Here is a 21,142-nt window from a genome sequence, read left to right as displayed (position 1 = left end):
CGCGTCTACCGGGATCGCGCGTCGCCAGGCCCGGATACCGACGTAGTTTGGGAGTACCGTTAGTATCCCCGAAACGGACGTTCCGCCTGGCAGGGATCGCCGGCTCGAGTGGCACTCGCCACCACCATCACCACGCGTTGCACTCGCTACCACCAGTACCGCGAGATCGAATGCGCCCCACGCGTCCCGAACCACCTCACGCGACCCTGCCCGACCGGAACTGCTCTCCGGTCCGATCTTCGCGCAGTTCGAACGCCGTCCCGCGCCCATCCCTGTGGGAGACGCGGACGGCCTCCACCAGTTTGCGGGGACCGCACACAGAACGTCCTACCGGTGACTCACTCGTCGGACAACCGTTCGGAGAGTCGATCGAACCGATCGCGCGTCCGTTCGCGTCGATCGCGCGTCGCTTCGTCCAGAAACCGAACCTCGAGCACCGATCCGTCGTCGGGGTCGACGTCCACGTCGTAGACGGCGCCCTCCCGCCGTCCGTCGGCCGGTAAGCGCTCGGCGTCGACCGCACGTTCGTCGACTACCTCTCGGTTCCCATTCCGTCCGCCATCCTCCTCGAGCAGGAATACGGCGGTCTCGCCGTCGACGATCCGATCGAGGACCGCCCGGTACGTGTCGGTCATCGCCTCGCAGTAGGCGCCGGAGCGGTTTCAATCGATGGCCCCTCGAGCGAGGCGTCCGACCCGTCGGAGGCGTCCGACTTCGCCTCGAGGAGGTCGTCCGGATCGGTCGACGCGTCGCGCTCGGTCTCGACCGCGACAGACTCGCCGTCGGTCGTCACCACGACGTCGCCGTGGACGCCCGTCCAGTACGTCTCGATGCCCCGTTCGGCGAAGGCCTCGAGCACCTCGTCGTGGGGGTGGCCGTACTGGGACTCGAGCGCGCTCGAGATCACCGCGATTCGGGGATCGACCGCGTCGAGGAACCGCGGCGTCGAGGAGGTCGAGGAGCCGTGGTGGCCGGCCTGGTAGACGTCCGCCTCGAGCGCAGACTCGTCGCCCCACTCCTCGACCAGCCGGGATTCGGCCGTCGACTCCGCGTCCCCCGTCGTGAGGTACGAGAACGAGTCGTACTCGACGGAGAGGACGATCCCGTTGGCGTCGACGTCGTCCGACGCGCCTTCGGGCGGGTTGAGCACGGTCCCTTCGACGGCCTCGTCGTCGAGGGGGAGTTCGTCGCCCGCGTCGACCTCGTACAGCGTGACGTCGTGCGCCTCGATCGCGTCGAGGTACCGGTCGTACGTGGCGGTCGTCTGAACCACCCCCGAATCGTAGGCCGCGCCGACGCCGTCCCCGTGCTCCTCGAAGTGCTCGATCACCGCGGCGTGGCCGCCGACGTGGTCCGCGTGGCCGTGGGTCGCCACGAGGTGGTCGATCCGGTCGATCCCCCGCGCCTCGAGGTAGTCGATGACCGCCTCACCGTCGTCGCGCCAGTCGCCCGTGTCGATCAAGATCGTCTCCCCCTCGGGCGTGTTCAGGAGCGTCGAGTCCGCCTGACCGACGTCGATGTGGTGTACCTCGAGGTCGTCGTCCGACTCGGAATCGTCGTCGGACGCCGAATCGGAGCCGTCCGGGACGAACGACCCGGAACACCCCGCGAGGACGAGCATCACCGCGACCGCGACGATCGGAAGGAGCCGGCGCATACGGTATCCAGACCGCCGTCGAATATGTGGATTGAGGTGGGTTGCCCGACAGATACCGTTGGTTCAACGCACCGCCGACGCACACGGAACGCGGTGATCCCGCTTGGGCCGTAGAAACACGGAACAGCCGAGAAGAATCGGGACGGGATCACGGCTGGGACCCACTGCGCGGCGAGATTCGGAGACCGGACGGCGCTGCGATCGTCTGCGCGGCCGGGTCGATCACCAGAAAACGTTACAATCGAGCGCATGACCTGCGTCGGTGTCCGGAAAGCGGTGCGATCGAGCGTGCGGTCGGCTTCGCCGATCAGACGGCGCCACCCTCGAAGGACGTCTCCGCGTGGAGTTCGGGTTTCAGCGCGTCGTGGACCTTGCAGAGTTCGAACGCGCGCTCGAGGATCTCCTCGCCCGTCTCGTCGTCGACGTCGGCTTCGACGCGGATGTCGAAGCTGACCGACTCGAGTTTGTCGTCCTCGTTGAGTTCGCCGGAGGAGTCGATTTCGATCCGCCCGAGGTCGTCGGCGCCGCGCTGCTGGCCGCCGACGCGAAGCGCCGGCACGTAACAGGAGGCGTAGGCGGCGAGCAGCGCCTCGAGCGTGTCGGGAGCGTCGTCTCCCGTCGCGTCGATGGTCGTCTCATAGTCGCGGATCTCGTTCGTCGAACTGTAGCCCTCCTCGGAGACGGTGGTGACCTGTTTCGCCATACCAGTCGGAACCTCCACGGGCGGCGCTGTAAACGTTTGGTGCCCGTGGCGCTACCCGGTTTCTCGGCCGGAAGTCGGTTTCGAGCACGACCCCGCTGTGACGGAGCGCAACGCTCGGACCCCCTCCTTGCGTCTGCAACGTCGTTCGATTACTCGGTCGCAAGGCAAACGTACGTACCGCCAATGGCACACGCAATCACGCGAACAGCAAAGCGTCTCAGCACGCTGTCGACGGTGCTCGACGGACTGCTGGCGTTTCGACGCGGTCGTCCGAAACAGGGGCTCGCGCTTCTCGGTGCGGCCGCGCTCTCCACCCGGTTTTCGGGGGTAGGAACGGTGGCATCGCTGGCGCTTCGGCTCCTCAGGCGGCGGTAACGCCGCCGTTCGATCGTCGACGGAATCGACCATCTCGGAGGAGCTTCGCGTTCGAATCGCCGCGAGGGTGCTCCGAGGCCGACGAGCAGCGATCGGATTCGCGGCCCTTCCCCTGGTGGCGGCGACGCTTCCCGGCGTCGATCTATTTTATCAACGCGTCACGACGATCTCTGGCCACGGCGTGACCCCCACCCCCGTTCGTCGTGCTGATACGCGTTCCCGTCGGCGCTGCCGTGAAGTGATAGACGGTCGGTTCGGTGTCTCGTGTCGGTTCGGTCCCCGGACTCGAGTCCGGGCGACTCCGATCACTCCAGGTCGAACGACTCGTCGCCCTCGAGGACCACGACCTCGGCGTCGCTGCCCGCGGCCTCGACCTCGCGGGCGAAGTCCTCGGGGTCCTGCTCGATCGGCGGGAAGGTGTCGTAGTGCTGGGGGAAGGCGTAGTCGACGTCGAGCCAATCGACGGCGACGGCGGCCTGGGCCGGCCCCATGGTGAAGTGGTCGCCGATCGGGACGGCGGCGGCGTCGGGCTCGAGGAACGGGCCGATCACCTCGCGCATCTCGGTCATGAGGCTGGTGTCGCCGGCGTGGTAGAACGTCGTCGACTCCTCGTCTGCGACCTGGGTCGGCTTGGTGTCCGAAACGACGAACCCGGCGGGCATCCCGCCGCTGGCGCCGTTTTCGGTCATGATGCCGTTGGTGTGGTCGGCCCGGACCATCGTCACGAAGGCGTCGCCGCACTCGACGGTGCCGCCGAGGTTCATGCCCATGCCGCCGACGGCGTCCTCGAATCCGAACTCGTCCTGGCAGTAGGAGACGAGTTCCGGCGTCGCGACGAGCGTCGCCTCCGAGAACTCGCCCGCGTGGGCGATGTGGTCGGCGTGGCCGTGTGTCAACAGCACGTAATCCGGCGCGTCGACGTCCGACGGCTCGAGGTCCGTCTTCGGGTTGTCGAAGAACGGATCGATCAGTAGCTCCGTCTCGCCTACGGTGACGCGCCACGTCGAGTGGCCGTGCCAGGTGACTTGCATAGCACCTCGTAGTTCTCCCACCGGTAACTTAAAACCGGGCGAGAGCCGCCGAACCGGGGATTACCCCCGATTTGACCGCCGAGAAACGGATCGGCATCACTCGCGTCCGGGGCCCGGATCGACGTCCGCCGGGCGACCGTCAGCGGACTCGACTCGCCGCCCGGTCTCGATCGGGACGTGTTCGACTCGGTAGCCGATTCCGCCGTCGTCGGAGCGTCTCGAGACCTCCGCGACCTCGTAGAGGCGGATCTCCGATTCCATCTTCGTCACGACGGGGACGTCGTAGTGGTCGGCCTCGTACGCGAGGTCGTTCCCGTCGGCGCGGTACCGCTCGACGAACGCCCGGTGGCGCTCGAGGCGCGCCCGGCCGATTCGCCGAGAGAGGGCGTCGACGCTACTCACGCGCTCGTCGAAGACGTCGAGGAACGACGACTCGAGTTCGTAGCCGATCGAGTTCCGCCCGGCGCACATCGCCGCCAGCGAGGTCGTGCCGGTGCCCCAGAACGGGTCGAGCACGGTGTCGCCGTAGGCGGAGTACATGCAGACGAGCCGGAAGGGGATCTCGAGGGGGTAGGCAGCCGATCGATCGCGGAGGTCGCCTGCGGTGTCGGCTGCGGGCTTGGCGGCGCTCTCACCGCCCCCATCGCGTCCTGCGCTGGCGTCGCTTCCCCGCTCCGAATCGGGGTCCTCGAGCGCCTGCAGTTCGCCGCGGACGTCGGTCCAGACGTCCGTGAACCACCGGTTTCGCTCCTCCCAGAAGTACGCCGCCTCGTACCGCCGGCTCGCGCCGGGTTCGAACCGCCGTCGGTCCGACCCGTTCCTGAAGACGAGGACGTACTCGTGCTCTAAGGTGACGTAGGCGTTCGGCGGGATCATCCCGCTGCCCATGAACTTCGCCGCGCTGTTGGCGGGTTTCCGCCAGAGGACGTCCGGCAACGGGTCGAACCCGCGCTCCTCGAACGCCTCGAGGATCCGGGCGTGGTTCGGATAGACCCGAAAGCTGCCGTCGATCGTGCGCGTGGCGTCGCCGACGTTCACGCAGGCGATGCCGCCGTCGACCAGGACGCGGGCGAGTTCGTCCCACACCGGCTCGAGGAGGGCGTGCATCGCGTCGAACGCCGCCGCGCCGTCGCCGCGCTCGAGGGCGTCGTCGACCGCGGGATCGAGGTCGGCGAAGAGGTCGTCCCATATCTCGATCATCGGGTAGGGTGGCGAGGTGACGACGAGTTCGACCGAATCGTCGGCGACGCTCGAGAGGGTCCGCGAGTCGCCGACGTAGGCGCGGTGAGTCGTCTCCATCGACTGAGTGTGTCGGCGTCGGCTCCTTAGCTCCTTCGTCCGCCCGTCCTCCGATCGACGGCTCCGGACGCGTTCACCGAAAAAACGAGCCGCTCGCGACGGCGTCGAACCCGCGCTCAGACGCGCGAACGGGGATCGCGCGATCGAGGAACGGGATGCACCGACGGTGATGGATTCGAACGACGATTCGAAGTCGCTCTCGAACGTCGAGGGACGGTTACTCCTCTTCTTCGGTTTCGGCCTCCTCCTCGTCCTCGTCCGTTTCTCCCATCTCGGCGGTCGTCGCCGGTTCGAACTCCTCGACGGGTTCCCACTCCTCCTCGGTGTCCGACCGCATTCGTCGTCGCAAGAACGCCGCGCCCGCGATCGCACCGAGTACCAACAGCAGTCGGGGGAGCCGGCTGCCGGAGGACTCGGGTTCCACGCTCGAGGACTCGTCCGTCGCCTCGCCGGCCTCTTCGACCACTTCCTCCAGATCCGTCTCCGAAACCTCTTCGACCACGTCCGACTCGCGGATCTTCCCGAGGGGGGAGTCTTCCATCTCCGCCGTTTCGCGACCCACGAGGTAGCCCGCGGCCGCGCCGAGGCCGACGAGTGCGCCGGCGAGGGGAAGCCGGGCACCGCCACCTCGACCTCCTTCGGCTTCTTCGACCGCTTCGACGATCGTGTCACGGAGCGGTGTGTCCATTCCTCTTCCGACGGCTTCTTTCACGACGAGTTCGGACAGGGTCATGTCCTGTTGTTCTGTTTCCGGCATAATCCGGTCGACCACATCACTGTAAATAGTTCTGTCCAACGTTTCGATTAGTTCGCACGCTGAACGCATTCTTACGAGGTGGTTAACCGAGGCGGTCGCGTCGCTAATCTCGGCTTACCGTCCTGGAGTGGTGGAAATTGCGTGTACCCCGTTCACACGGTAAACGGTAGCGATCGACGAGAACCGGCGCGAAGGGATCGACCGTCGGGCCCGACCGCTACGGCGTCGGACCGCACCGGCGGTGGACGTCGATCGATCACTCGCGAAACTGCCACCGGTTGGACGCGAGTCGCCGCCCGGCCGTTCGAACTGAACGGTTTTTAAGCGAATCGCGAACGGAAAGAATCGCATAACGAAAGTCGTCGGGGCCGACGGTGCGTACCATGAGCGTCCTCCAGCGCCCGGGGATCCTCGGGCGACGAACCCAGAACCGGGTCACCGGGTTGACCGCCGCGTTCTCGGTGACGATCGTCGAGGCGCTCACCGTCTCGGCGTGGTTCGCGCTCGTCGTCTTCGAGTCGCGGACCCCGTTCACGGCGCTCGCAGGGTTGAGCATCCTGCTGTTCGGCGCCGTCCTTCGAACCGGCATCCTGGCGACGACGGTCGGTCGCCTCGAGAACCTGACGCCGTCGCGGCGGACGGTGAGCGCGATCGTCTTCGCCGGAAGTTGGCCGTGCTGGTTGCTGGTGGCGGAGGGAATCGGGGGACCCGAAGGCCTGATCGTCGCCGGGGCGGTGCTTTCGGCCCTGCTTTCGGCCCACTGCTCGCTCGAGCGCCGGTTCGTTCGCAGCCACACGATGGTTCCCCCGAGGAACATCGTGCCGGTGCCGAGGACGATCTCCGCGCTGGTTCCCGGACTCCTCCTCGCGGCCGGCGCGAGCACGTTGCTCGCCGTCACGTGGTACGCCGACTGGTCGGTCGTCACGTTCGCCTTCCCGACCGTCGCCGAGACGGTCGCGCTCGAGATCCGGTCGGTTCTCGCTGGGTTCGCCGCGTTCGCCTGTTTCTCGTTCGTCGCCCAGGAGCGACGGTTCGCGTGGTTGCACTCCCCCTGAACCGACGGTCGGCTCGCGCCGACGAGCGAGACGCGTCGATCCGAGTTAGCGCCCGCGCGCGCCGACGTTATGGTCGCTCTCGAACGACGTGGGATCGGGTTCGATGACCGCGTACTGAACGGCCCGGCGACCGAGCGTCGCGACCCGGTCGGCGAGCGATTCGTCGATGAACTCGCCGTTCTCGAACGCGCTGTTCGATCGCGGCACCGCCGCCTCGTGAGGAATCACCCAGGCGTTGAGCGCGCGACAGACCGAGCGCATGTGCTCGAGCGCCGAAACGGGGAACGCCCCGCCCGACACCGCGAGGAGGCCGACCGTCTTTTCCGAGAACTCGTCGAACCCGCAGTAGTCGAGCGCGATCTTCAACGGCGACGAGTACGAACCGTGGTACACCGGCGAGGCGAGGACGATCGAGTCGGCCTCGCGGACGCGCCGGGCCAGTTCCTCGGCGTCACCCGCCTCCGACCGCTCGACGTCGGCGTCGAACAGCGGAAGATCGTACTCCCTGAGGTCGATCAGCTCGGTCCGTGCACCGGCGTCGGCGGCCGCTTCGAGCGCGTGTTCGAGCGCGATTCTGGAGTAGCTGTGATCGCGGAGGCTGCCGCAGAGTCCGAGAACGTGCGTGTCGGCCATGGATGGGCCGACGGCGGGGAGGGGCAATAACCTCACGCCGTCCACCGCGCGATGAAGAGCGTTCGCGGCCGCGCGCGGTCGTGTCCTCCCATCGTCGACGCGAAACGGACGTCCGCGATCGATCCGACCCCGAACCGGTCCATTCGACGGACCTTTCGTTTCGACGTCCCTAGCGTCGCGCGTGCAGTCGATCGGAGCGGTCCTCCTGCAGGACGCCCTGCCTCGAGTGCTCACGATCGCCGCGCTGATCGGAGCGGGCGTCGGACTGGCGAACGTCGCCGTCGAGTACGGCCTCACCGACATCGTAGCCCGCGGCGGGCGGTATCTCACGGAACCGGCGAACCTCCCCGACGAGGTGGGAGCGGCGGTGCTCACGAACGCCGTTTCGGTCACCGCCGGCTACGGGATGCTCGCCGAGTTCCGCGAATCCGGCCTGCTCGACGATCGCGCGACCCTCGTCGCCGTCGTCGTCAACACCTTCTTCGGATTCGTCCAGCACATCTTCACCTACTACGTGCCCGTCCTGATCCCGATCCTCGGCTTCCACGTCGGCGTCGCGTACGTCGGCGCGCGGGCGGCTATCTCGCTCGCCATCTCGATCGTCGGTCTCCTCGCCGGTGCGATCCTCCTGCGAGGGTACGAGTACGACCGCTCGACGATCGAACCCGACGGTCCCGCCGACGGAGACGGTCGCGACCATCGGGAGAAACTCCGCCGGGCCGCGTCGAAGACGGCCGACCGCCTTCGGTCGATCGTACCGCGACTGGCGGTCGTCTACTCGCTCGTCTTCGTCGGCATCGCTCGTTCGGATCGGATCCTCGCGGCGCTCGGACGGGGTGGACTCGAGGACCCGTCCGCGCTCGTCGCGCCGCTGACGGCCGCCGTCGGCCTCCCTGAGGCGGCGGTCGCCATCGTCGCCATCGGAACGGTGGACCCGACGAGCGGCGCGATCGCGATCGCCCCGATGGTCGGCACCGTCTTCACGCCCGAACAGGCCGTGATCACGCTCTTGGTCGGCGGCCTCGTCTCGCTGACGATCGGGACGGTGAAGCGCTCGATCCCCTTCCAGTACGGGATCTGGGGACGCGAATTCGGCACGAAGGTGATCGCGGCCAACGTGGGACTCAAGGCGGTCTTCATCCTCGTCGCGGTTCTTCTCTTTCGGCTTACATGAACTCACTATGGGAAAGACGTGTAAGCCATCTATCCGGCCTTTCGAAGGATAATTCCCCCGTTGTCAACGGCTTGCAAATTGATCACGGAGGAATTATGTGGATCGGGGTCCAATTTGATTATGGTCCTGAAGGAGGCGCGTTGCCCGCGTAGCCTCATTTTCAGGACCACTCGTTCCGACGCGAGAGCCGTCAGCGTTCGAGCGTCCGACCGAGCGGCGGTTCACCGTTCTCCGTCGGCGTGTTACCCGGCGGTCGGCGGAAAACCGTTTTCCTGCGTTCCACGCGTCACCTGCGAAGCCGCGCGATCGGTCCCTCGTTTTCGTCACCGCGCTCCAGTTCGACCAATCCGTCCCGCTCGAGGTCCCGCAGGAGTCCCTCGAGCCACTCCCTGCCGTACTCGCCGTCGGGTGCGTAGTCCACCCGGATGCGGTGGCCCAGCGCGTCGATCTCGAGTTCGTCGTACTCCCGGAGCGTCCCGATCACGCGGCCGCGAAACTGACGACGACTCCCTTCGAACGACGGCTGTGTTGGGACGTCGGGCGCGGTGAAGTCCCCGGTCGCGTAGGCGTCGCACCACTCGCGCCAGGGGCAGCCCGCGTCGTCGCAGCGAGGCGCCTGCGTGCAGACGACGCCGCCGAGTTCCATGATCGAGTTGTTCCACACGCGCGAGCGACCCGCGGGCATGAGGTCGTTCGCCGCCTCCTCGAACGCCGCGTCGTCGTCCGGGACGTCGAACGCGCGGTAGGTGACCCGCTTGACGTTCGTGTCGACGACCGCGTTTCCGTTATTGAACGCGAAACTCGCCACCGCGTTCGCCGTGTACGGGCCGACCCCCATCAGTTCCTGCAGTCCCTCGGGCGTCTGGGGAAACTCCCCGTCGTACTCCTCCTCGACTTGCCGCGCGGACTCGTGGAGGTACTTCGCCCGGTTGTTGTAGCCGAGGCTGTGGCCCGTCCAGAAGCCGACCACGTCCGCGCGGTCCGCCGCCGCGAGGTCGGCCGTGGTGGGCCACCGCTCGAGGAACTCCTCCCAGGCGTCCTCGACGCGGCCCAGTTGCGTCTGCTGGCTCATCACCTCGCTGACCAGGATGGCGTACGGGTCGTCAGTTCGCCGCCACGGGAACTCGCGGTGGTCCGCCTCGTACCACTCGATCAGCGCATCACGGATGGGCTCGAGGTCGTCGGGATGGGCCCACGCTCGCTCGTCCGCGCCGCCCCGTTCCCCTGGTGTCATCGCCGGTGTTTGGGGAAGGGGCCGTTTATGAGTGATGATCGCCGACGCAATTTCCAATACTTATTTTTATCCGTGAACGGTGGAACGCATATGGCATCACAGTCGACCGGTTGGACGTTGGTCCTCGTCGGAACGGCGATCATCGTCGTTCCGTTCGTTGCCAGCGTGTTACTCGCCCTGGGTCCGGCCTGGGGGCTGGGGACCGACGGTACGTTCGTCGCCACGGGTATCGCCTTCTCGCTGCGCGAGTCGTCCGAGTCGGACGGCGACGGTGGCCCGAACCGACTGCGCCTCCTGCGTGGCGCGGATCGACGCCGAGGCTGACGCGTGCGACTACTGCGAGGCCGACCGCCGGTGAGTTCGTCGCACGACGAGCGAACCGCGAAAGCCCTATACGCGCCCCTCGAGTTGCCACACCCATGAGCCTCGACGAGTTGAACGACGAGATCACCGACGTCTACGCCGAATTGGGTGAGGAACTCACCGTCTCGCTCGACCGCGAAACCCGAAACGAACTCGCGCTGCTCGAGTCGGCGCTGGCCCCCGAGGAGACGGACGAACTGGTCCGCCGGGCGGTTCACGCGCTCTTCCAGACCACCGTGGACGTCGGAAAGCTCGATTTCCACCTGCGGTCGGGCTACGACGTCACCTACGACGAGTACCTCTCCGGGATGACCTACGACGAGATGACCGGCGCGAACGCGTACCCGACCCTCGACGACGAGCGTCGGTACCAGTTCTGAGCGGGATTCGGTTTCGTGGGCCGAGCGCCCGGTTCCTGGACGAGTTCTGGCGGTAGCTACCGGCATCCGCTGGAAAAACCGTTATTGACGGCCGTGACGTACGGTACCCAATGGCAAATCTCAACGAGGAGATGGCCGACGTCCACGAGGAGATCGAGAGCGTCCGCGACCTTCTCAGGGAGGAGATTCCGAAACAGTTCGAGTTCGGCGTCCGCGTCGGAAACATCTCCTACGATCCGAACAACAACAGCGTCTCCGTTAGGGTCGATCCGAGTTCGGAGGCCCGGGACGAACTCTCCGAGCGGATGGGCGGCGTCAGGGTGAAGACCGACGGCTCGATGGAGTTCGAGTTCATGCTCTCGCAACACTCCGACGAGCGCGAAAAGCTGTAACCGTCCCGACGACCGCTGCCGTTCGCTCCGCGAACTCGAGACGCACTGCTCTCGTCTCGAGTTCCCACACGGTGCGCGAGGACCCCGTCGAGAATCGCCCGTCCGGCGGCGTCAGTCGTCGATCGGCGCCGCGCTCGAGAGCGCCTCGTCGAGTTCGGCCTCCTCCATCTTGCCGACGAGGGCGTCGATGACCTCCTCGCGCTTGCCTTTCACGAACTTGATCGAGCCGACGACGAGGTGGCCGCCGCCGGAGATGCCGCCGCCGGGGATCTCCGCCTCGAGTTCCGAGACCATCACGGGGATGTCGAGGCGCACGCCGTCGCTGCGGAGAACGGCGAAGTCGGGGCCGTAGCCGACCGTGATGACGGGGTCGCCCGTCTCCTCGATCTTCCGGTCGTGGATCTCGCCGGTGGTCTTGCCCGGCGCGGGGTAGGTGAAGCGGTGGGCGTAGTTCTCGACGTCGATCCGGTAGAGGTGGGCGCCGTTGTCGAGCTCCTCGTGCTCGACGTGGGGCATCGCCGCCTCGAGTTGCTCGTCGACCTCCTCGCGGGCGCGGTCGGCGAAGAACGAGACGAGCTTTCGGTGGCGCTCCTCGTCGTCGCAGTCGACCTCGAGGAGGTCTCGAATCAGCCGGTCGCCCGAGTTGTAGCGCAGCCAGAAGGCGGCGTAGTCGAGCGCCTCGCTCACGTCCTGGAGTCGCGCCTCGTCGTAGCCCTCCTCGGCGGCGATCTCGAGGTAGTCGTCCATCGTGTCGGCCTTCGAGCGGTCCGAGAGACCCGCGACGGCGGGGATGTGTCGGAGCTCGTCGGTGAGGTCCGGGTAGATCATCCGGGCGAGTTCGACGCAGAGCATACCCGTGGTGATCCGGTAGTCCTCGTCGTGGAGGTAGGGGTTGACGTGGGCGTCCAGCAGGTCGTCGACCGCTTCGGGGTCGGGGTGGTGGTGGTCGACGGTGACGATCGGGATGTCGTAGTGGGCCAGCGTCTCGTAGGCCGGGACGTCCTCCTCGGTCGACCCGTTGTCGAGCATGAGCAGGAGTGGGAGCTGCTGGCCGTGTTTCTCCCGGTCCTCGAGCGCGAAGTTGAGGTCGCGGGTCGCGTCCTCCATCTCGTAGAACGGCGCCTTCGCGGGCAGGCGCTTGATGAGGTGTCGGGGCGCCTCGTCGTCCTCGTGGACGTCCGCGATGAACCGCTCGAGGGCGATCTGGACGGGAACGGCGGCGCACATGCCGTCGCCGTCGGCGTGGTGACGGACGCGGATCGGTCGGCCCTGCAAGACCGTCCGGCGAAGCAGTCGGGCGACCTCCTCGAGGTCCGGGCGGAGCTTCTCGAACGCCGGCCAGTCGATCAGCGGTTCGACCTCGTGGGGCTCGGCGCGGGCCTCGAGGGCCGCCTCGATGCGCTCTCGCGCCTCCGTTTCGGTCTCGCCGTCGAGCACCGAGAGGCCGTCGACCTCGACCTGGACGGTCCCCTCGCGGTGTTCCGGCGTACCCGTCACGCGGACGACGTCGCCGACCTCGACCGAGGGGTAGGCGCGGACGCCGGCCTCCTTGAACGCGGCGCAGGCGACGACGCCGTACTCGTCGGCGACGTGGAAGATGGTCGGGCCGCCGGTCTGTTTGATCTGGACGACCTCCCCTTCGAGGTGGATCTGGTCGCCGACGTTCGCCTCGAGTCGGTCGGTGCTCGTGAGCGCGTAGTCGTGGTCGACAGATTGCAGCGTGTACGATTCGATATCGACGGGTTCGAACGCCAGGTCGCCGTTGTCGCGGACGCTCTCGAGTTCGACCACCATCTCCTCGCCGACGCGGTAGGTACCCTCGAGGACGGATTCGTGGACGAGACCGGAAACTGAGTCGGAGAGGTCGACGAAGACGCCGTAGTCGACGATGCCGTTGATTTCCGCGAGATAGGGTCGATTCCGTGCGACGTCGTCTGCGGTACAATCCGGTGCGAGGTCGTAGACGACGGAATCCCCGTCGTCGTCGCCGGATACCCCGGCGGGCTCACGTGTCATCTTGCCCCGTAATTTGGGTCGGTCGCGTATAACCCTTGTCAAGGGCGGTTCGCCGTCACGGGTTTCGGCGCGCGCCGAGCGGATACGGGCGACTCGTCGGTGACTTCGCCGTCGAGCGTGCGCGGACCAGATCCGATTTCGGCTAGTCGGGCGGAGCGATGAAACCGTCCGTTCTCGCCCCTCGCGCAAAAAGCTCCGCTGCGAGAGCACCGCTCTCGCCGTTCCTTCGCCCGCTCCGTTCGCGAAGACCTCAAAACGCCGCTGGCTCACGACGTTCGCGCCGAATCGCCCTACTCCTGCTGTGCGTCCACGACGGCCACGCCCGCGAGATTCACGATGTCCTTGACCTCGTCGTCCCGCTGGAGGACGTGGACGGGCTTGTCCATCCCGACGAGCATCGGACCGATCGCCTCCGCCCCGCCGAGGCGCTGGAGGAGTTTGTAGCAGATGTTCCCCGCCTCGAGGTTCGGGAAGACGAGCACGTTCGCGGGCTCCTCGAGGTCGGCGAACTCGTAGGAGCCGAGCAGCAGGTCCTCGACGATGGCCGTGTCGGCCTGCATCTCGCCGTCGACCGGGAAGTCGACCTCGGGGTCGTTCCGGAGCCGTTCCGCCGCTCGGCGGGGCTTGCGAGTGCCCTCGTTGTCGACGCTGCCGAAGTCGGAGTACGAGAGCAGGGCCGCTCGCGGCTCGACGTTGAACCTGCGGGCGAGGTCGGCCGTCTGTCGGGTGACTTCGGTCAGCACCTCCTCGTCCGGGTCCTGATTGACGGTCGCGTCGGCGACGAACACGACGCGGTTCTTGAACGTCAGCATGTAGACGCCCGCGGCGTAGTCGACGTCGGGCGCCGTCCCGATCACCTGCAGCGGCGGGCGAAGGGCGGACGGGTAGTGGTAGGTGAGGCCGGTGAGCATGGCGTCGGCGTCGCCCTCCGCGACCATCACCGAGGCGAAGTAATTGCTATCCCGGATCATCTCCGCCGCTTCGCTCCGCGTGACCCCCTTTCGCCGTCGTCGCTGATAGAGCGCGTCGGCGTACCGCTCGTACACGCCCTCGGCGGGATCGACCACCTCCGGCTGGAACTCGAGGCCGAGGTTCGCCGCGCTCCGCCGAATCGCCGCCTCGTCGCCGATCAGGACCGGCTCTGCGATCTCGCGCTCGGCGATCTGGGCGGCCGCGCGGATGATCTTCTCGTCTTCCCCCTCCGCGAGCGCCAGCCGCTTCGGCTCGCTCTTCGCCTTGTTGAGGACGATCCGCATCATCTCCCGGGACTTACCGAGGCGGGCCTCGAGGCGCTCGACGTACGCCTCGAGGTCGGTCTCGGTGCGGGCGGCGCCGGTCTCCATCGCCGCCTCGGCGACCGCGGGGGCGACCTCGAACAGGACGCGCGGATCGAGGGGTTTCGGGAGGATGTACTCGGGGCCGAACTGCAGCGGTTGGTCGCCGTAGGCCTTGACGACGGCGTCGGGGACGTCCTGCTTGGCGAGGTCGGCGATCGCCTCCGCGGCGGCCACCTTCATGGCCTCGTTGATCTCGCTCGCCCGGGCGTCGAGGGCGCCGCGGAAGATGAACGGGAACCCGAGCACGTTGTTGACCTGGTTCGGGTAATCGGAGCGTCCGGTGGCCATCACGACCGTGTCGTCGCGGGCGTTCTTGGCCGCCTCGTAGTCGATCTCCGGGTCGGGGTTGGCCATCGCGAAGACGATCGGATCCTCGGCCATCGACCGCACCATCTCCGCGCTCACGATGCCGCCGGCCGAGAGGCCGACGAAGACGTCCGCGCCCTCCATCGCGTCGGCGAGGTCGCCGTCCGGAATATCGCGGGCGAACTCCCGGTTGTACTCGTCGAGTTCGCCCGCCTCCGCACGCGACTCGGTGAGGATTCCCCCGATGTCGACCATCGTAATGTGCTCCTTCGGAACCCCGAGGGAGACGAAAAACCGGGCCGTGGCGATCGCCGCCGCCCCCGCGCCCGCGAAGGTGACGTCGATCGAATCGACCCCCTCGTCGACGATCTCGAGGGCGTTCAACAGGGCCGCGCCGGTGATGATCGCCGTCCCGTGCTGGTCGTCGTGGAAGACCGGGACGTCCATCCGCTCGCGCAGGCGCTCCTCGATCCGAAAGCAATCGGGCGCCGCGATGTCCTCCAGGTTGATCCCGCCGAAGGTCGGTCCCATCCCCGCGACGGCCTCGACGAACCCGTCGGGGTCCGCGAGATCCAGCTCGACGTCGAAGACGTCGATGTCGGCGAATCGCTTGAAGAGGACGCCCTTCCCCTCCATGACCGGCTTCGACGCCTGCGCGCCGATGTCGCCCAGTCCGAGCACCGCGGAGCCGTTCGAGACGACGCCGACGAGGTTCCCCTTCGCCGTGTAGCGGTAGGCGTCGTCGGGCCGCTCGGCGATCTCGCGACACGGCGCGGCGACGCCGGGCGAGTAAGCGAGCGAGAGATCCCGCTGGGTACTCGTCGACTTCGTCGTCCGGATCTCGAGTTTCCCCGGCGGATCGTCCGCGTGATACTCGAGGGAATCCTCATCTAGTGACATAAATGGCGTTACGAATACCCCTCGGATAAGCGTCTCGCTAATACGAATAGGAGGGAATATGAGGACCTATTTTGACGTTCTGCATTTATCACGTTCGTTCGTCCTACTCCGTGACGGGGCGGCCGCCGGCGAGTGCGTGCACTCATCGGAACGTTTAGCAACTGCAAGCCCGCACGTCGTCACATGGGGCTGCTCGACGCGCTGTTCCGCTCGAACGAGATCCTCGGCATCGCCGAGGAGACCCTCGAGTTCGCCCTTGAGGCCTCGGAGGAAACCCACCCGAACGAGTACATGGGGTTTCTGCGGGGGACCGAGGCCGACAGGCTCGGGCTCGACCGGGACGGACTCGTCATCACCGACGTGCTGGTCGTCCCCGGAACCGAGGCGAACAGCGTGAGCGCGACCGTGCAAACCAGCCAGATTCCGAACGACGTGAACGCCCTCGGGAGCGTCCACTCCCACCCGAATGGGGTGATCGAACCGAGCGCGGCCGACCTCGAGACGTTCGGTCGCGGGACCGTCCACGTCATCATCGGCGCGCCCTACCGCCGGACCGACTGGCGAGCGTTCGACCCCCGGGGGCGTCCGACGAACCTGAACGTCATCGAGGTCGACCTCCCCGACACCGAGGAGTTCTTCGATTTCACGCAAGCCGACATCGACGAGGAGTTACGGGGATGACAGCGCCATGACCGACAGTCGGACTCGTCGCGGAGACCGCGAATCGAACGACGAACGCGAAATCGACGGAGACGACAGGAAGACCGTGGTCGCCCAGGGAACCTTCGACCTCCTCCACCCGGGACACGTCCACTACCTCGAGGAGGCGGCGTCGATGGGCGACGAACTGATCGTGATCGTCGCGCGGACGTCGAACGTCGACCACAAGGAGGCGCCGATCTGCGCCGCCAGACAGCGTCGCGACGTCGTCGACGCCCTCGAGGTGGTCGACGAGGCGATCCTCGGCCACGAGGAGGACATCTTCGTTCCGATCGAGGAGATCCGGCCGGACGTCATCGTGCTCGGCCACGACCAGCACCACGACGACGAGGCGATCGAGGCGGAACTCGAGCGTCGCGGCGTCGACTGCACCGTCGAGCGCGCCGAACCGCGCGAACCGGGCCACGACGACGAACTCCTCTCGACGCGGCTGATCGTCGACCGCATCCTCGAGCGCCGGGGCTGATTCCCGCCGACCGTCGCTCGAGTTCGCGTCGAACGGGACTTACTCCCCGCAGTCCGTGTTCGAGTCCGTCGCAACGCTCTCGCCGTCCGTTCGCGCTCGCTCCGTCCCCTTCATCTTGGTTTTGGTGTCCTCGTCCGGTTCGGTGCCCGTAGCCGTCGGCGCCCCGCTCTCCGTTTCGGTTTCCGTTCCCTGTTCCGAGTTCGAATCGTCCTCGAGCAGGGCCTCCAGACACGCGTCGGCGTTGGGGTTCGGGTGCGTGACCTGCGCGACCACGTACCCTTCGGGATCGGAGATACCGGTGATCACCGTCCCCGTCGCACCGTAGTTCTCGATCTCGACGGTCGCACCGTCCGATCCGCCCTCGACGCCGGATTCCTCCCCGACTTCGAAGACGATCGTGCCGGAAAACGGCGCCTCGACGTCGTCGCCGATCGTGATCGCGTCTTCGATGATCGTATTTCCGATGCTCTGGGGATCGTCGCTCGTGAAGAATCCGGTGCTCGCCGCGACGGTGTCGCCCTCCGAGAACGTCCCGGTCACCTCGACCCGGTCGCAGGAGACGAACTCCACGTCGAACGACGGCTGCCCGTCCCCGTCCGGTTCGCCATCGTCGGCGGAGTCACCGCCGGAATCGTCGGTCGGCTCGTCCCCGTCCGCGTCCGGATCGCCTTCGCCATCGTCATCTGCCGATCCGTCGGAGGCGGCCGCATTCGCGTCGGAATCACGAGACCGTTCGTTCGTCGACTCCGATTTCGACCGGGCCTCCCGTTGTCCCGGTGATCCTCCAGTACTGGTCGCGTACGCACCCACCGGGACGGCGCCGACGGCGATTCCTTTGAGAAGCGTTCGCCGAGTTGGACCGTTCAACATGATCGTCAGTCAGGTTCCATGTGATACCCGAAAAGTCGTCAGATCGTTACGTCCCGAAACTGTCTGTTCCGACGCAGATTCGCCTCGAGTGAGCCGAATCCCCGCTCGCCGGCCGTATCAACGGTGTCCGTCGACTCAGGGTCCGCTATCCGTCGCGTATGGTCTCCCTACGGGCCGGCGGGCGGACCGCGAACGGAGATCTCGTTACCACTAGACGGCCCCGATTACGAACACGTCTCCGTCCGTTCACGTTGGATCGAGTGCCCTCCTCGCACGTGGACCGGTCACGCTCGAAATCGGTTGCCAGGCCGCGTCGGCCGCCCAGGTCGACCGAACGCGATCGTCCGCGATCGTCGTTCGGTCTCGCCCGAACGGCTCGCTTCGTCCCCCGGCTCAGTTCTGCAAGACGATGGGAGGGGGAATGCGAACCGACTCCACCGTGTGCCCCGTCTCGACGAAGTGTTCGATCGCTCGCTTCGAGACCTCGGGTTCCGCCAGCCCGTCCGACGTACTCGCGTGCCAGTCGCACTCGAGACAGTACTTGTACATGAGTTGCTCTCACGGGTAACTCGGCGGTTTAGCGTTGAAAGCATCGTGCAGGAACACGACGGGGCAAGCACTCGCCTGCCGGGGAATGTCTCCGCGTTCTGACCGTTAGATCGCGTCAGGATCGGGCGCCGGTTCGACGGCGGGCTGGACTGGTCGATGGGACGTCAGTCCCGCTTGGCACCGGGGTTCGTCACGGCACCGTTAGCCGCGGAGTCGAACGCCTCCCCGTACTTCGCCAGCACGCCGGACTCGTAGGTCGGCCGGGGAGCGTGATCCGCGAGTCGCTCCTCGATCTCATCGTCGGTGAGGTCGACCGACAGTTCCAGCTCGTCGATGTCGATCGTCACCGTGTCGCCGTCCTCGAGGGCGGCGATTGGGCCGCCGACGTACGCCTCGGGGGCGACGTGGCCGATGGAGAAGCCCCGGGTCGCGCCGGAGAAGCGGCCGTCGGTGAACAGCGCGACGTCCTCTGCGTGCCCGTGTCCGGCGACCGCGCTCGTCACGCCGAGCATCTCGCGCATGCCGGGTCCGCCCCGGGGCCCCTCGTTGCGGATGCAGAGGACGTCGCCCTCCCCGACGCGGCCCTCCTGGACGTAGGCCATGGCGCCCTCCTCCTCCTCGAAGACCCGGACGGGGCCCTCGTGGTGGAGGTGGTCCTCGCCGGTGATCTTGATCACGGCGCCCTCCGGCGCGAGGTTTCCGGTGAGGATGCGGATCGCGCCCCGCTCGTGGATCGGATCGTCGACGGTGTGCAGGAAGTCGGCGTCGAGTTCGTCGATCCGGGGCGGGTCGTCGCGCTCGAGCGCCTCGGCCATCGTCTCGCCGGTGACCGTCAGCGCGTCGCCGTGGAGCAGGTCGGCCTCGAGGAGTTCCCGGAGGACGACCGGCACGCCGCCGACCTCGTGGAGGTCGTTCATCACCCTCTCGCCGCCGGGCTGGAGGTCGGCGATCTTCGGCGTGCGGGCGCTGATCTCGTTGAAGTCCTCGACGTCGAGGTCGACGTTCGCCTCCCTCGCCATCGCGAGGAGGTGGAGGACCGCGTTGGTCGAGCCCCCGACGGCGACCTGCAGCGCGATGGCGTTCTCGAACGACTCCCTCGAGAGGAAGCCCGAGGGGCGGAGACCTTTCTCGACGGCTTCGACCGCGAGCTTCCCGCTCTCGCGGGCGACCGCGTAGCGGCCGTGGTGCTCGGCGGGCGGCGAAGCCGCGCCCAGCGGTGCGAACCCGATCGCCTCGGAGATGGAGGACATCGTGTTCGCGGTGAACATCCCGCCGCAGGAGCCGGCGCCGGGACAGGCGTGGCGCTCCATCTCGTCGAGTTCGTCGGCCGACATCTCGCCGTCGGCGAAGGCGCCGACGCCCTCGAAGACGTTCTGGATGGTGATCTCGCGGCCCCCGTGCTCGCCGGGCATGATCGAGCCGCCGTAGAGGAAGACCGAGGGAAGATCCGTCCGGATGGCGGCCATCATCATCCCGGGCATGTTCTTGTCGCAGCCGCCGATCGTGACGAGCCCGTCCAACCGTTCGCCGAAGGCCACCAGTTCGACGGAGTCGGCGATGATCTCCCGCGAAATCAGCGACGCCTTCATCCCCTCGGTCCCCATCGAGATGGCGTCGGAGATGGTGATCGTCCCGAACTCGATGGGCATGCCGCCCGCCTCGTCGACGCCCTCGAGCGCCGACTCGGCGACGTCGTCGAGGTGCACGTTACACGGCGTGATGTCCGCGGCGGGGTTGGCCACCCCGATCATCGGCGAGGAGAGGTCCTCGTCGTCGAACCCCATCGCCCGGAACATCGCCCGGTGGGGTGCCTTCTCCGCGCCCTCCGTCACCTCGCGGCTCGGCAGCCGCTCGTCCTTTCCGTAGTCGAATTCGTCATCGCTGCTCATGGTCGGATCTTGACTCCGAACCGTATAAGTGGCCCCCTCTCGGCCGACGCTTCCGCCGAAACCGCCGAATCCGAACCGGTTCGGTCGCCGACCGTCGAACGGTTTCGCGCCGTCGGCGATCGACCGGCTACCGATTCGCCCCCGTCCGCGTCAGGATCACCAGGGCGAATACCGTCGCGACCACGGCCGCCAGCGCGAGCGCCATTCCGAAGCCGGGAACGGCGTCGAGCGCGCTCGAGTCGTCACCGTCGTCGTCATCGTCGCTCCCGTCTCCCTCACCGCTCTCATCGTCCTCATCGCTCTCATCGCTGCCGTCGTCTCCATCGGTTGGGCTGTCGGCGTCGGCGTCGGCCTCGGCCCCCTCTCCGTCACCATCTTCGCCGTCGTCGGACTCGCCGGCCACCTCGTCGGAATCGCCGAGCGTGACGCCGTCGGGGTCGTCGGCGTCGTCAGATTCACCGTCGCCGGATTCGCCGTCGGCCGTGCCACCGCCGTCGACTTCGACCGTCGCCGTTCGATCCCAGACCGCCTGTTGGTGACCGGTCGAGACCGCGATGTCGGCCTCGTCGAACGCGAGTTCCGCGTCCGTCGGTTCGGCGTCGTCGGCGACGGTCCAGGTGATCGTCGCCACCGTTCCCGTGCCGGTGACGCCGTCGCCGGCCGGATCGCGCTCCTGAGCAATCGAGATCACGCCGGCCTCCTCGTCGACGTCCGTCGACCCGTCCACGTCCGCGTCGCCGTCGGCGAGCCACGAGCCGCGTTCCACCTCGGCCTCGGTCAGGACCGACTCGTCGTAGGTGAGGTCGAAGCGCACGTCCGCGACGCCGTTCCCGAACGTGTCCCCGTCGCTGGCGACGACGACGTCGACGGTGACGGTCTCGCCGGGGTCCGCCTCGAGTTCGTCGGGGTCCGTCTCGAGGGTGGCGCCGCGGTCGCCGGCCGAGGCCGGCGGAACGGCGCCGGCGACGACGAGGCAGAGGGCGATGATCGTGCAGGCGAGCAGCCGCGGGAGTCGTGGCGTCGACGGTGGCATCGG

General features: G+C 67.2%; 22 protein-coding genes. 8 read left to right on the top strand and 14 right to left on the bottom strand.

The genetic code is table 11. The annotated features are described in order from the left end of the window. Positions 1-338 precede the first annotated feature (338 nt). The 3 genes from RJT68_RS09080 to RJT68_RS09070 form a co-directional block, all read right to left on the bottom strand. Positions 339-635 carry a DUF3006 family protein gene (locus RJT68_RS09080; protein WP_407040037.1) on the bottom strand — a complete coding sequence of 99 codons (297 nt, stop codon included), beginning with the start codon at positions 633-635 and terminating at the stop codon, positions 339-341. Continuing rightward, entirely contained in the window at positions 632-1,657 is a 1,026-nt protein-coding gene (locus RJT68_RS09075; protein WP_407040036.1) for a ComEC/Rec2 family competence protein, read from the bottom strand. The genes RJT68_RS09080 and RJT68_RS09075 overlap by 4 nt, the downstream gene beginning before the upstream one ends. A gap of 307 nt (positions 1,658-1,964) precedes the next feature. Beyond that, positions 1,965-2,360: an OsmC family protein gene (locus tag RJT68_RS09070; protein WP_407040035.1), complete on the bottom strand. Its 396-nt coding sequence runs from the start codon at positions 2,358-2,360 to the stop codon at positions 1,965-1,967. Positions 2,361-2,543: 183 nt separating this feature from the next. Here RJT68_RS09070 and RJT68_RS09065 point away from each other — a divergent pair, with 183 nt between their 5' ends. Beyond that, entirely contained in the window at positions 2,544-2,735 is a 192-nt protein-coding gene (locus RJT68_RS09065; RefSeq protein WP_407040034.1) for a hypothetical protein, read from the top strand. Between the two features lie 305 nt (positions 2,736-3,040). On the opposite strand, the gene RJT68_RS09060 is transcribed toward RJT68_RS09065, so the two are convergent. The 3 genes from RJT68_RS09060 to RJT68_RS09050 all read right to left on the bottom strand — a co-directional run bounded on the left by RJT68_RS09060 (position 3,041) and on the right by RJT68_RS09050 (position 5,822). Further along, the gene (locus RJT68_RS09060; RefSeq protein WP_407040033.1) at positions 3,041-3,766 is read right to left on the bottom strand and encodes a metal-dependent hydrolase; all 726 of its coding nucleotides are present in this window, start codon (positions 3,764-3,766) and stop codon (positions 3,041-3,043) included. 96 nt (positions 3,767-3,862) lie between these two features. Then, complete coding sequence (locus RJT68_RS09055) at positions 3,863-5,065, bottom strand: DNA-methyltransferase (RefSeq protein ID WP_407040032.1); 1,203 nt, start codon at positions 5,063-5,065, stop codon at positions 3,863-3,865. Between the two features lie 217 nt (positions 5,066-5,282). Further along, on the bottom strand, positions 5,283-5,822 hold the full coding sequence (locus RJT68_RS09050; RefSeq protein WP_407040031.1) for a hypothetical protein: 540 nt from the start codon (positions 5,820-5,822) through the stop codon (positions 5,283-5,285). Positions 5,823-6,205: 383 nt separating this feature from the next. On the opposite strand from RJT68_RS09050, the gene RJT68_RS09045 reads away from it, so the two are divergent. Further along, entirely contained in the window at positions 6,206-6,877 is a 672-nt protein-coding gene (locus RJT68_RS09045; RefSeq protein WP_407040030.1) for a hypothetical protein, read from the top strand. 45 nt (positions 6,878-6,922) lie between these two features. On the opposite strand, the gene RJT68_RS09040 is transcribed toward RJT68_RS09045, so the two are convergent. Beyond that, the gene (locus RJT68_RS09040) at positions 6,923-7,510 is read right to left on the bottom strand and encodes an NADPH-dependent FMN reductase (protein WP_407040029.1); all 588 of its coding nucleotides are present in this window, start codon (positions 7,508-7,510) and stop codon (positions 6,923-6,925) included. Positions 7,511-7,691: 181 nt separating this feature from the next. Here RJT68_RS09040 and RJT68_RS09035 point away from each other — a divergent pair, with 181 nt between their 5' ends. Continuing rightward, positions 7,692-8,684, top strand: coding sequence for a nucleoside recognition protein (locus RJT68_RS09035; protein WP_407040028.1), 993 nt, complete (start codon positions 7,692-7,694; stop codon positions 8,682-8,684). 286 nt (positions 8,685-8,970) lie between these two features. On the opposite strand, the gene RJT68_RS09030 is transcribed toward RJT68_RS09035, so the two are convergent. Further along, positions 8,971-9,918 (bottom strand): HhH-GPD family protein, encoded by a 948-nt coding sequence (locus RJT68_RS09030; RefSeq protein WP_407040027.1) that lies wholly within the window; start codon positions 9,916-9,918, stop codon positions 8,971-8,973. Positions 9,919-10,008: 90 nt separating this feature from the next. Here RJT68_RS09030 and RJT68_RS09025 point away from each other — a divergent pair, with 90 nt between their 5' ends. From RJT68_RS09025 to RJT68_RS09015, 3 genes are all read left to right on the top strand, one after another. Next, positions 10,009-10,242, top strand: coding sequence for a hypothetical protein (locus RJT68_RS09025; RefSeq protein WP_407040026.1), 234 nt, complete (start codon positions 10,009-10,011; stop codon positions 10,240-10,242). A gap of 95 nt (positions 10,243-10,337) precedes the next feature. After that, positions 10,338-10,661, top strand: coding sequence for a hypothetical protein (locus RJT68_RS09020; RefSeq protein ID WP_407040025.1), 324 nt, complete (start codon positions 10,338-10,340; stop codon positions 10,659-10,661). A 110-nt stretch (positions 10,662-10,771) separates the two neighbouring features. Continuing rightward, the gene (locus RJT68_RS09015) at positions 10,772-11,053 is read left to right on the top strand and encodes a hypothetical protein (RefSeq protein ID WP_407040024.1); all 282 of its coding nucleotides are present in this window, start codon (positions 10,772-10,774) and stop codon (positions 11,051-11,053) included. Between the two features lie 111 nt (positions 11,054-11,164). Here RJT68_RS09015 and RJT68_RS09010 read toward each other — a convergent pair whose 3' ends face one another. Then, positions 11,165-13,069: a DHH family phosphoesterase gene (locus tag RJT68_RS09010; RefSeq protein ID WP_407040023.1), complete on the bottom strand. Its 1,905-nt coding sequence runs from the start codon at positions 13,067-13,069 to the stop codon at positions 11,165-11,167. Positions 13,070-13,359: 290 nt separating this feature from the next. Further along, entirely contained in the window at positions 13,360-15,612 is a 2,253-nt protein-coding gene (locus RJT68_RS09005) for an NADP-dependent malic enzyme (protein ID WP_407040022.1), read from the bottom strand. Between the two features lie 183 nt (positions 15,613-15,795). Between RJT68_RS09005 and RJT68_RS09000 the strand changes: the two genes are divergently transcribed. Together RJT68_RS09000 and RJT68_RS08995 are read left to right on the top strand one after the other, a co-directional pair. After that, positions 15,796-16,293: a Mov34/MPN/PAD-1 family protein gene (locus RJT68_RS09000; RefSeq protein ID WP_407040021.1), complete on the top strand. Its 498-nt coding sequence runs from the start codon at positions 15,796-15,798 to the stop codon at positions 16,291-16,293. Between the two features lie 7 nt (positions 16,294-16,300). Further along, positions 16,301-16,798, top strand: a complete 498-nt coding sequence (locus tag RJT68_RS08995; protein ID WP_407040020.1) for an adenylyltransferase/cytidyltransferase family protein — start codon at positions 16,301-16,303, stop codon at positions 16,796-16,798. 39 nt (positions 16,799-16,837) lie between these two features. On the opposite strand, the gene RJT68_RS08990 is transcribed toward RJT68_RS08995, so the two are convergent. The 4 genes from RJT68_RS08990 to RJT68_RS08975 form a co-directional block, all read right to left on the bottom strand. Beyond that, positions 16,838-17,668 carry a hypothetical protein gene (locus RJT68_RS08990; RefSeq protein ID WP_407040019.1) on the bottom strand — a complete coding sequence of 277 codons (831 nt, stop codon included), beginning with the start codon at positions 17,666-17,668 and terminating at the stop codon, positions 16,838-16,840. A 393-nt stretch (positions 17,669-18,061) separates the two neighbouring features. Then, a complete protein-coding gene (locus RJT68_RS08985) occupies positions 18,062-18,217 on the bottom strand; it encodes a hypothetical protein (RefSeq protein WP_407040018.1) in 156 nt (51 codons plus the stop codon). Between the two features lie 164 nt (positions 18,218-18,381). Further along, a complete protein-coding gene (ilvD, locus tag RJT68_RS08980) occupies positions 18,382-20,106 on the bottom strand; it encodes a dihydroxy-acid dehydratase (protein ID WP_407040017.1) in 1,725 nt (574 codons plus the stop codon). A 127-nt stretch (positions 20,107-20,233) separates the two neighbouring features. Beyond that, entirely contained in the window at positions 20,234-21,139 is a 906-nt protein-coding gene (locus RJT68_RS08975; protein ID WP_407040016.1) for a cohesin domain-containing protein, read from the bottom strand. Positions 21,140-21,142 lie beyond the last annotated feature (3 nt).

It is taken from the genome of Halovalidus salilacus (genome assembly GCF_031852275.1).
Lineage (GTDB): Archaea > Halobacteriota > Halobacteria > Halobacteriales > Natrialbaceae > Halovalidus > Halovalidus salilacus.
Note: the sequence above shows the minus strand (reverse complement) of the source record. Positions and strands in the feature narration are given on the sequence as shown.

Coding starts and splice junctions, on each gene's coding strand:
- RJT68_RS09080 (WP_407040037.1), bottom strand. CDS start 635: ATGACCGACACGTACCGGGCGGTCCTCGATCGGATCGTCGACGGCGAG.
- RJT68_RS09075 (WP_407040036.1), bottom strand. CDS start 1,657: ATGCGCCGGCTCCTTCCGATCGTCGCGGTCGCGGTGATGCTCGTCCTC.
- RJT68_RS09070 (WP_407040035.1), bottom strand. CDS start 2,360: ATGGCGAAACAGGTCACCACCGTCTCCGAGGAGGGCTACAGTTCGACG.
- RJT68_RS09065 (WP_407040034.1), top strand. CDS start 2,544: ATGGCACACGCAATCACGCGAACAGCAAAGCGTCTCAGCACGCTGTCG.
- RJT68_RS09060 (WP_407040033.1), bottom strand. CDS start 3,766: ATGCAAGTCACCTGGCACGGCCACTCGACGTGGCGCGTCACCGTAGGC.
- RJT68_RS09055 (WP_407040032.1), bottom strand. CDS start 5,065: ATGGAGACGACTCACCGCGCCTACGTCGGCGACTCGCGGACCCTCTCG.
- RJT68_RS09050 (WP_407040031.1), bottom strand. CDS start 5,822: ATGCCGGAAACAGAACAACAGGACATGACCCTGTCCGAACTCGTCGTG.
- RJT68_RS09045 (WP_407040030.1), top strand. CDS start 6,206: ATGAGCGTCCTCCAGCGCCCGGGGATCCTCGGGCGACGAACCCAGAAC.
- RJT68_RS09040 (WP_407040029.1), bottom strand. CDS start 7,510: ATGGCCGACACGCACGTTCTCGGACTCTGCGGCAGCCTCCGCGATCAC.
- RJT68_RS09030 (WP_407040027.1), bottom strand. CDS start 9,918: ATGACACCAGGGGAACGGGGCGGCGCGGACGAGCGAGCGTGGGCCCAT.
- RJT68_RS09025 (WP_407040026.1), top strand. CDS start 10,009: ATGGCATCACAGTCGACCGGTTGGACGTTGGTCCTCGTCGGAACGGCG.
- RJT68_RS09020 (WP_407040025.1), top strand. CDS start 10,338: ATGAGCCTCGACGAGTTGAACGACGAGATCACCGACGTCTACGCCGAA.
- RJT68_RS09015 (WP_407040024.1), top strand. CDS start 10,772: ATGGCAAATCTCAACGAGGAGATGGCCGACGTCCACGAGGAGATCGAG.
- RJT68_RS09010 (WP_407040023.1), bottom strand. CDS start 13,069: ATGACACGTGAGCCCGCCGGGGTATCCGGCGACGACGACGGGGATTCC.
- RJT68_RS09005 (WP_407040022.1), bottom strand. CDS start 15,612: ATGTCACTAGATGAGGATTCCCTCGAGTATCACGCGGACGATCCGCCG.
- RJT68_RS09000 (WP_407040021.1), top strand. CDS start 15,796: ATGGGGCTGCTCGACGCGCTGTTCCGCTCGAACGAGATCCTCGGCATC.
- RJT68_RS08995 (WP_407040020.1), top strand. CDS start 16,301: ATGACCGACAGTCGGACTCGTCGCGGAGACCGCGAATCGAACGACGAA.
- RJT68_RS08990 (WP_407040019.1), bottom strand. CDS start 17,668: ATGTTGAACGGTCCAACTCGGCGAACGCTTCTCAAAGGAATCGCCGTC.
- RJT68_RS08985 (WP_407040018.1), bottom strand. CDS start 18,217: ATGTACAAGTACTGTCTCGAGTGCGACTGGCACGCGAGTACGTCGGAC.
- ilvD (WP_407040017.1), bottom strand. CDS start 20,106: ATGAGCAGCGATGACGAATTCGACTACGGAAAGGACGAGCGGCTGCCG.
- RJT68_RS08975 (WP_407040016.1), bottom strand. CDS start 21,139: ATGCCACCGTCGACGCCACGACTCCCGCGGCTGCTCGCCTGCACGATC.